Here is an 8,435-nt window from a genome sequence, read left to right as displayed (position 1 = left end):
AAGATCTGATCATGACATTGAGATTTAGTTCAAAAAAATCCCCGCTAATTTCTTAGCAGGGATTTGTGTATAAGAGACAGCTTTACAGTGCCTTTTTTTATTTTTTAGTAAAAAAGCATTAGCTTAATTATTCATCATCTTCAACAAGCGTCATTAGCGAGGTATTACCGCCTGATGCTGTTGTATCAATACTAATTGTTTTTTCAGTAATTAAGCGCTTGATTAATGTATCGTAATACTCAGAGCTAATTACCGGTAAAATTGCGCCTTTACGCTGTGCAAGCTGTTGGCTAAAGTAGCCTAAACGAGACGAGCGAGCAGCAACTACCGCACCAGCTAAATGAGGGTGAGCTAAGATAGCTTGTAACTGATTAGGTTTAGCTACTTGGAAAACACCTTCAGCAACACCTGTAGAGATAAATTTATCTTTAAAGGCAACAGCTTCATCGTAAAACAGCTCAGATGCTACAGTAATTACCGTATTACCTGCGGCAATAGCGGTAATGATAGACAATGCCCAGAAGTTAAATGATGTGCTCTTATCTGCATAACACACTACACAACCACGCGCTTCTAGATGAAGTGTATTAGACTCACCCGTTGGCCCTGGCAGGGTAGTAAATTTACGCATGTGCTTTTCAAGGCGGTTAAGCTGTGCACGAGCTTCTGATAATGTTAATGCTAAATCGTCTGCTAAATCGTCGATAATTTCTACCGTCGCGATTTTAGCAAGCAACTGACGCACAGCCGAAACACGGTCGTTTAGTGGTGTTGCACGCCAGATTTTTTCATCGCGCATTGAGTTAGCCATTAGCTTTTTAACTTGCTCATTTGCACCGCTGTAGTGGTGTAAATCAAGCTCATCTGGCGTCAGGTTTGTCATTTGCACGTTATCTGGTGATGCCTTTTCTTTTACTAAACGTTGAAGGTAGTTAGGGCCACCGGCTTTAGGGCCAGTACCTGATAAACCACGGCCACCAAATGGTTGCACACCAACAATAGCACCAATCATGTTTCGGTTAATGTAAACATTACCTGCACGTGACATTTTAGCAAGGTACTCACAGCGCTCTTCAATGCGTGAATGTACACCCATTGTTAAGCCATAACCTGTGTTGTTAATTTGATCCATCACGTCATCAAGTTCGCTCGATTTAAAGCGAACAATATGAACACATGGGCCAAATACTTCACGTTTAAGTACTGATAAATCTTTGATTTCGTATAAACGAGGTGCAAAAAAGTATGCGCCATTTTGCGTGTTATCCGGGATTTTACACTCGTAATGAAGTATAGAATTACCTTTTAAGTACTCAACGTGCTCGTTTAAGTTTTTAAGTGCTTTTTCATCAATTACCGGACCAACATCAGTTGATAGTAACGATGGATCGCCAATGTGTAGCTCAGCTAGCGCACCTTTAAGCATTTCGATAATGCCATCTGCTACGTCATCTTGAATGAATAAAACACGAAGAGCAGAACAACGTTGGCCAGCACTTTGAAAACCAGAACTGATCACATCGTCAACTACTTGCTCAGGAAGCGCCGTTGAGTCAACAATCATACAGTTTTGGCCACCTGTTTCTGCAATTAACGGTACTTGAATATCGTTACGTGCAGCAAGTGTTTGAGAAATTAATGTGCCTGTTTCAGTAGAGCCTGTAAACATAACCGCTTGAATGCGCTCATCAGGAACAATTGTTTTGCCTACTTCAGAACCACGAGCAATAACCGGTTGAACAACATGCTCAGGTAAACCAACAGACAGCATTAGTTCAATAGCACGAAGGGCTATTAAACTTGTTTGCTCAGCAGGCTTTGCAATTACAGTGTTACCTGTAACAATCGCAGCGGCAACTTGGCCTAAGAATATTGCAAGCGGGAAGTTCCACGGGCTAATACATAAAATAACGCCACGGGCTTCAAAACGCTCATCTTGCGATAGCTCCTCAGCGCGCGCCGCGTAGTAACGGCAAAAATCAACCGCTTCACGTACTTCATCAATACCATCTTGCGCTACTTTACCTGCTTCTTTAATACAGATAGCAACAAGTTCGTCGTGATGACGCTCTAATATGTCAGCAACGCGACGCAGTAAGTTAGCTCGCTCTCTTACTGGTGTTTGTGACCATGATTCAAGTGCTGCTTCAGCGTTAGCCAGTAATACTTTCATCTCTTCGCCAGTTTGTAATTTAACGTGGCCGATGATTTCTTTGTGGTTTGCTGGGTTTTTAACAGCTAATGAGCCTTCAGGTACTTGGCTTTGCTCAATTAAGTGCTCGTTAAACCATGTTTCAAGATTCTCTTTGAAAGGGGTAATAACGTTAATGTCGGTTAAATCCATGCCTTTAGAGTTAGCACGTTCTTCACCGTATAAATCAATTGGCATTTTGATTTGCGTATTGTACTTGTTACGCAAGCCTTGCAATGTTTCTACAGGGTCTGGAAGTAATGATTCAACAGGTTTTGTTGTATCTACAATGGCGTTCACAAATGATGAGTTAGCACCATTTTCTAACAAACGACGAACAAGGTACGCAAGGAGGTCTTCGTGTTGACCAACTGGGGCATACACGCGGCACTGAATTTTTTCTTCGTTAACGATTTGGTCGAATAATGACTCACCCATACCGTGTAAACGTTGAAATTCGAAACCAGTGTTGTCGCCTTTGGCTACTTCTAAAATAGTCGCGGCAGTGTAAGCGTTATGTGTAGCAAATTGCGGATAAAGCACATCGCGCGCTTCAAGCATTTTAATAGCACACGCTTTGTAAGAAACGTCTGTTGTTGCTTTACGGGTAAATACTGGGTAGTGATCTAAACCATCTTGCTGTGTGGTTTTGATTTCAGTATCCCAGTATGCGCCTTTTACTAGACGTACCATCATCTTGCGACCAACGCGGGTTGCAAGGTCAGTTAGCCATTCAATTACAAAAATAGCGCGTTTTTGATAGGCTTGAACCGCTAAGCCAAATCCTTGCCAATCACCAAGATCTTCATCACTGAATACCGCTTCAATTACATCTAATGAAATATCTAAACGGTCTGCTTCTTCTGCATCAACGGTAAAGCCGATATCGTATTTTTTAGCGGCAAGAGCAAGTTCTTTTAACTTAGGGACTATTTCTTCCATCACACGGTCTTTATGAGTGAACTCATAGCGTGGATGAATAGCAGAAAGCTTAACTGAAATGCCCGGGCTCTTAATTGGACCACGACCATTGGCCGCTTTACCAATTGAGTGTATAGCATTCATGTAGCTGTCAAAGTAACGCTTCGCATCTTTCATTGTGCGCGCGCCTTCGCCTAGCATATCGTAAGAATATACGTAACCTTTTTGCTCTGTTTCGGCAGCACGTTCAATTGCCTCGTCAATGGTACGACCCATTACGAATTGCTTGCCCATAATTTTCATAGCAAAGTTTACAGACTTACGAATAACTGGCTCACCTAAACGACCAATGGTCTTTTTAAGCATGCCGAACTGTTGTTCTTTAGTTTTGTCTGTGTAGTTAACCATTTTACCGGTAACTAATAATCCCCAAGAAGATGCGTTTACAAATAAAGAATCGCTGCTTCCTAAATGAGAGCTCCAATCACCTTTGGCTAACTTGTCACGAATAAGTACATCTTGAGTTGCTTTATCTGGTACGCGAAGCAGTGCTTCGGCCAAACACATTAATACAACGCCTTCTTCACTAGAGAGTGAAAATTCATTTAAAAGCGCATCAACACCGCCTTGCCCATCTTGCTCTTTACGAATGTTCAAAACAATCTGGCGGGCTCTTTCCCAGGCACGACTTCGTGCTTTTACGCCTACTTCTGCAAGCGGTAAAATATGATCAATAACTGCATTTTCATCTATGCGGTAAAAGTCACGGATTCTTTGTCTGATAGGACAAGTAGTAGTTAAATCGCCGTTGAATAACATAAGCAACCCTCAGGATGTTAAGAATTAAAGTAAAATTAATTACCAATAAATTACCAGTGATATTGTGAGTGCATTCTAATTAAAATTCAGCAGAATATGCTGGTTAAATTTCGCGATTTACGATAATTTACAGGGTATAAATTTAACTTATCCGCATAAAATTCTGTTATGACAATTCCAAATAGATTACGCATGCTAGATCGTATTGATTTAGCCATACTAGACGTTCTTCAAAAGAACGGCAGAATTTCTAATGTTAACCTCGCAAAACAGGTTAATTTGAGTGCCAGCCCGTGCCTAGATCGGGTTAAACGATTAGAGCAAGAAGGGTATATTGAAGGCTATTATGCCAAGCTTAGCGAAGCTAAACTTAATCAGAGCTTAGTAGCGCATGTTCAAGTATCGCTTGTTGCTTCAAATACAGCTGTATTTAAAGTATTTAGAGAGCACATATTAAGGATAGAACAAGTAGTCGAATGTGACATGGTTGCTGGTGGTTATGATTACTTATTAAAAATTCGCGTTTCTAATATGGAAGAATATAGACAAGTTCTTGGCGACTTAGTAGATATTCCCGGCGTGGGTACTCATCATACTTATATGGTGATCGAAAAGATTAAAAAGGACGAAGGATTGCTAATCGATATTTAAGCTTTTCTCAAGTAATAAAAAACCGCAATTGCGGTTTTTTATTTTAGTAGATAAAGGCTATACCAAATAGTTAGTACATCACCTTATACATAATTTATTACGACCTTCCGACTTCGCTCTATATAAAGCCGTATCAGCCGCGCATATTAATGCCTCAGATGTTCTGTACTGATTATCGTATTCACACGCTAAACCCTGGCTTACACTTATTTTTACATTCGCTGGCAAACCGAGATCTCTAAAATTAATGTTGAGTATTTTTTCTTGAATACGTTTTGCGATCATTTCTGCATTTGAGACATGTGAGCGGGGTAATACAACAGCAAACTCCTCACCACCATAGCGTGCTACTAAACTATCTTTTGAGGGGAGGCAGTCTTCAATTGTTTGAGCTACTTTTTGCAAACATTTATCACCCTTTACATGACCAAAATTATCATTAAACAGTTTAAAAAAATCAATATCGATCAAGATAAAACTCAAAGGCTGTTTGTCTACTATGCATTCTTGCCAATTTTTAATAATCGCCTTCTCTAAAGTGCAGCGATTAGCGACGCCTGTAAGGTGATCTATTTTGGCTATGTTTTCGAGTACTTTATACTTTTTAACATGCCTAGAAATATCATGCATAATACAAATAAATAGAGGAGTATTGTTTGTGGTTGATGCGGGTATACAAGAAATTGAGAGCTCTATATCTAAACAGTTACCATTGTTTTTTATTATTTTAACTTCTTTCGGGCCATGATTGAGTGGTGTTTGATAGTTGTTTTTCCAACTTTCAAACATGTATTGATAGTCATCGCGATACTGTTCTTGTAAACAATCTTGCCATTTTTTACCTATTAATGAGTCAGACGTAACATTAAAAAAACGAGCTGCAACGGGATTTACTGATTCAAACACTCCATCTGCATTAACAATAAAAATAGCATCGGCCATGACATTAGTGACATTAATAATTGCGCTTATTTTTTCATTGTTAACGGTATTAGAAATGCTGCTGATTAATGCAGATACAGCGTTGTCGGTGTTGTTTGCTCTGCTATTTTCATTATTGTTAGACATGGTGTTGCTCATTTTTATTGTTAATGAAACTTTATGTCTAGGAGTTTATTTAATTTATGGGTTTTAAACCTTTCGGTAACCTTCTGATTTAAGTTATTGTTATTTAATGTTTATTTAGGGGCGTTTTTAAAAAAATTGCACCGCAATTAATAGGCCTGTGCAATTTAAAAAGAAGCGTTGCTAATTAGAGTTCTTTTTCATTCTTAACTTGAGGATCGGCGCTTTCATATTTTTTGCCATTACACTCAACGTTAAAGGTTAAGCATACAGATCCATTATTTTCGTCTGTGTCGGTAATGATAATTATGTGGCCGTTATCACTTACTTTATAGCTGAAGTCTTGGGCGCATGGTTTTTGTGTGTCGATATCGGTGATAGTAGCGCCAGTAAATACGAAACCATTTTGAATTGTGGCGTCGTCTAAATTGTAGTTGCCAGCGGTTTCAGTTCTTACAACACTACCGCCAGTAGCGGGTTCGCCATTTTTTGTATAACTAAAAATAGCTTCACCGTTGTTAAGTTTAATATTTACTTGAAAGTCGACATTTTCTAGGGTGTTATTCATATCATTTCCTTTATGAGTAATTATAGTTGGAAGTTCGTAATGCCTAATTTAACTAGGCTTGCTTTTATTTCTGATATCTCGTCTTCTCTGTTTAAACAGGTATAAGCTTGTACTAGTGGGTATGTTATTTTTACGCTCTGACTTATTTTTGCAGCTTCAGAAATAGCTTTGATAGCACTTAAGCAAAATTGCTCTCGCTGTTTATTAGTTGTAGCTAAGTTTGCTTTGATTAAGTTTATTCTTGTATGTACTAAGTAATCACCAGTTCTAGTTAGGTTGGCTAATTGATGTGTGTAGTTTTCATTATTCTCAAGCTCAGTTAATAACTCCTGCGCTTTGAGTGGTGACTGTCTATTTATAAAATATTGAATCAGTGTAATTTGTGTATTAATAGTGCTGGTATTTTTAAAATTTTGAGATTTTAAAAAATTAATTATTTTTTCAATTGTTGAGTCAGTAGCTTCATCAGTAGATAGCATTAGTGAATGTGCTAAAGAGCGATAATACATAAGCTGAAATTTATTGTTTTTTGGATCTTGTACTAAAGCTTCATTGATAACTTGATTAGCCAAGCTGGCTTTTTTATGAGCCATCCGTTTATCACTCAAATAGCTCAGTAAATAACTTTGTTGCATATATAGGTTTGCTGACGTGTAAAAAAGGCTTGCATCACGAGGGTAGTTAGCAATCAATTTTGTGATTACCTCAACTGCACCTTCCAATATATTAACTGCTTCATTAAAGTTACTTAGCTTCTCTTCTGTTTTTGCAAGCCAACTAATCGTATCGGATTTATCTCGAAGTAAATTTTTGTTATTCGGTTTTAGTTCAAGCGCTTTATTTTTAAGTAAAAGCGACTCTGTAAAGTTCTTTTTTGCAGCGCTGTAGTGAGACTTTTCTATGTATAAAGAGCCTAAAGAATTAGATGAATACGACAATTCCATAATGGAGTTAAAATCATTGGCTGCCAGCGCATACATTTTTTTACTGTAAGCGTGGTATTTTTTAAACATTTGCTCAGTAGCTTGATGATCATTTTGATCATAAGCTAATTGACCAAGCCAAAAGGCATTGGCACCTGCAAGCGTGAGTAGCTCTAAGTTGTTAGGCTGTATTTTTAATAATGCCTCAAGGCGGGTGCGGGCGTTTTCAAAGGCGGTAAAGGCTTCATCGGTTTTACCTCGGGAATAAGCTACTTCACCCATTGCTTCGAGGGTTTGTGCGTACTGAAAACGGTTGTTAAATTGTGCTTTATTATCGCTAAAGCTAAAAAGTGAACTTGAATCGTCAGTTTGATCAGTAAAATACTCAAGTGCTTTATTACTAATACCATCAAGTAAGTCCATACGTTCAACGCTACGTAATTTATCGGCAAAGTCGCCGACCATAAACCCTAGTAAGCTTTCGGCCTCAAGCTGCTTTTTTTGCGCATGCTGTTGGGCTTTAAAACTAGTGAAGCTCATTAATAACGCGGTAAATGTAAGTAAGCACAATAAAGCAACGGTCACTCGTTTTGCTCTTATTTTTGTTTTTGTTTTTTTTACAGAGCTTTTGATAAGAGCATGCTCGTTATCATCTAATTTAAACAGTTTGTCGTTAAGTAATAGCTGCGCTTCTTGTAGCGGTTTACCTGGCACTAGGAGGTAAGCACTACTTTTACCTTCATCTACCCAATTTTGTGCTTGATGTTGTAAACGACTTTTTATTGCTAAGGCATCTTTATGGTCATTAATCCATTGTTTTGCGCGCGGCCATTGACGTAATAATGCCTCGTGAGCAAGACTAAAACAGGCTTCTTGGTTTTGTAAATGCGATACAAATAAACGGCTATCGACCATGGCTTGCACAAGCTCTTTTTGGCTTGTGTTTGTTAATGTTTGCCAGCGTGCAGCGCGGCTCGTAATGGTTTTACCATCTGGGTTTAAAGTGATCAGTTGTGATAATACGCTTTTTAGTTGCTGCTGTTGCTCATTACTAAGGTCAATAAATATATCTTCTGCTTTTTTGCCTATGGCGCCCTCAATACCCCCGAGTTTTTTGTAAACACTGTGCAGTAGCTCGTTATTATCACTGCGCTGTAAGTACAGCTCTTGCAATGTGTATTGCAGCATGGGCAATGCATCGGGGTTATTGGCGGTATCGGCGCACAATATTTCATCCAGTGGTGTTTGAGTTTGTGGGTCATTGGAGAACGTTAAATTAGCGGTTAACGCTGGCAGG

At 38.8% G+C, this 8,435-nt stretch carries 5 protein-coding genes; 1 reads left to right on the top strand and 4 read right to left on the bottom strand.

The genetic code is table 11. From position 1 onward, the window contains the following. Positions 1-127: 127 nt before the first annotated feature. On the bottom strand, positions 128-3,931 hold the full coding sequence (gene putA, locus L655_RS0117735; protein ID WP_024596881.1) for a bifunctional proline dehydrogenase/L-glutamate gamma-semialdehyde dehydrogenase PutA: 3,804 nt from the start codon (positions 3,929-3,931) through the stop codon (positions 128-130). 168 nt (positions 3,932-4,099) lie between these two features. On the opposite strand from putA, the gene L655_RS0117730 reads away from it, so the two are divergent. Continuing rightward, positions 4,100-4,582, top strand: a complete 483-nt coding sequence (locus tag L655_RS0117730) for a winged helix-turn-helix transcriptional regulator (RefSeq protein ID WP_024596882.1) — start codon at positions 4,100-4,102, stop codon at positions 4,580-4,582. Positions 4,583-4,660: 78 nt separating this feature from the next. On the opposite strand, the gene L655_RS0117725 is transcribed toward L655_RS0117730, so the two are convergent. From L655_RS0117725 to L655_RS01000000125830, 3 genes are all read right to left on the bottom strand, one after another. Beyond that, positions 4,661-5,650: a sensor domain-containing diguanylate cyclase gene (locus tag L655_RS0117725; protein ID WP_024605787.1), complete on the bottom strand. Its 990-nt coding sequence runs from the start codon at positions 5,648-5,650 to the stop codon at positions 4,661-4,663. A gap of 184 nt (positions 5,651-5,834) precedes the next feature. Continuing rightward, the gene (locus L655_RS0117720; RefSeq protein WP_024605786.1) at positions 5,835-6,215 is read right to left on the bottom strand and encodes a DP-EP family protein; all 381 of its coding nucleotides are present in this window, start codon (positions 6,213-6,215) and stop codon (positions 5,835-5,837) included. Between the two features lie 20 nt (positions 6,216-6,235). After that, the coding region (locus L655_RS01000000125830; protein WP_024605785.1) for a hypothetical protein at positions 6,236-8,435 on the bottom strand (2,200 nt) is incomplete at its 5' end.

The sequence above is a fragment of the Pseudoalteromonas sp. TAE79 genome (genome assembly GCF_000498015.1).
Classification (GTDB): Bacteria; Pseudomonadota; Gammaproteobacteria; order Enterobacterales; family Alteromonadaceae; genus Pseudoalteromonas.
This window is presented reverse-complemented; position numbering and strand designations above follow the sequence as displayed.

What these genes read in the sequence shown, in the direction of transcription:
- putA (WP_024596881.1), bottom strand. Translation starts at nt 3,931, where the DNA reads ATGTTATTCAACGGCGATTTAACTACTACTTGTCCTATCAGACAAAGA.
- L655_RS0117730 (WP_024596882.1), top strand. Translation starts at nt 4,100, where the DNA reads ATGACAATTCCAAATAGATTACGCATGCTAGATCGTATTGATTTAGCC.
- L655_RS0117725 (WP_024605787.1), bottom strand. Translation starts at nt 5,650, where the DNA reads ATGTCTAACAATAATGAAAATAGCAGAGCAAACAACACCGACAACGCT.
- L655_RS0117720 (WP_024605786.1), bottom strand. Translation starts at nt 6,215, where the DNA reads ATGAATAACACCCTAGAAAATGTCGACTTTCAAGTAAATATTAAACTT.